The sequence below is a fragment of the Nostoc sp. UHCC 0251 genome, from assembly GCF_034932245.1.
In the GTDB taxonomy this organism is placed as follows: domain Bacteria; phylum Cyanobacteriota; class Cyanobacteriia; order Cyanobacteriales; family Nostocaceae; genus Nostoc.
In genome coordinates this window covers 1-1,143 of sequence record NZ_JAYGHD010000283.1, presented here as the reverse complement: position 1 = coordinate 1,143, position 1,143 = coordinate 1, and the positions used below count along the sequence as shown (strand labels likewise).

Genomic DNA, 1,143 nt, shown 5'->3' with positions numbered 1-1,143 from the left:
AGACCCATCCGAAAACTCGCAAGCCAATATTTACAAGGCTTTGATACCAGTCCTTGCAGATTCTGTTTCAACGAAGAAATCAGTGTTTGATATAGTTACTGATAGTTTAGAGCAGAAAAATACATAATCTTGCCCGACGCAAACACAATTTTTAACTAATACTAAGTTATTTCGGTAAGACAAAAGTTCCAATTCGCAGTCTTACCAGACCACAAACTAACAAAACTATTTCATTATAAACATCAGCATTTAATCTAAATCTTTGTGATGCCACTTGGAAAATTTTTACAACACGTATTAAATGCTCAACAAATATACGCTTACTTGAGAGAGCTTTATTTTCTTCTTTTTGTTGTTCATTTAATTGTTCTTTTCTTTTCTTTTTATGAGGTGTAGTAATATTATTCCCACCTTGATACGCCTTATCTCCCTCAAATTCTTGTTTTTCATCAAATTTCGTTTGTTGCTCTCGGAATAATTTTATGTCTGCCGTTGGTCCAGGATAACCTACTTTAATATCAATTATATCTTTTCCTTCTGGCAAGGAAACTATCTGGTTTTTTACAGTATGCTGTTTTTTCTTTCCAGAAAAGAACTTTTTTTGCTCTTCGTTGTCAGATGGTCTATCAATCGGCTGTTCTAGACTATCTACCAGTAACTTAAAACTCGTTAATATTTCTTGTACAATCATTAAATCTCCTTCTTTATCTTCAACTTCTTCTATTAAACTAGAAGGGATAATCTTACGTAATATTTTTCTCCAGTAATGAAAAGTATCATTAGATAAAGTTTTTGATATACCAAACATTATTCCTAAAACTTCAAATGTTGGTATTTGTCTCAGATAAAACAAACACAAACATACTTGTTCTGGGATGGATAATAATTTTTTTCGTCCACCTCCACGGCCATGTATTCTAACCTTCCTCTGCTCAAATTTGAGTTGTTCTTCTTCATGACTTTTTTTAGCATAGTTTACAAGGTCAGTAAATTGGTCATAACTAATCCCCAAAAGTTGCTTTGCACGCGAGGGATACTTTTGTATATAATCAAAGATACTAATCATTAAATTAGATGTTGGTAGAAGGTCAATTTTCCTTTCTACCATTTTTTTGTAACCAAATCATATTCCGGACGTGTCTA

At 32.5% G+C, this 1,143-nt stretch carries 1 protein-coding gene; it reads right to left on the bottom strand.

The annotated features are described in order from the left end of the window. Positions 1 to 166: 166 nt before the first annotated feature. Positions 167 to 1,066 (bottom strand): transposase family protein, encoded by a 900-nt coding sequence (locus tag VB740_RS18220; protein ID WP_323201363.1) that lies wholly within the window; start codon positions 1,064 to 1,066, stop codon positions 167 to 169. Positions 1,067 to 1,143: the final 77 nt, after the last annotated feature.

Coding starts and splice junctions, on each gene's coding strand:
- VB740_RS18220 (WP_323201363.1), bottom strand. CDS start 1,066: ATGATTAGTATCTTTGATTATATACAAAAGTATCCCTCGCGTGCAAAG.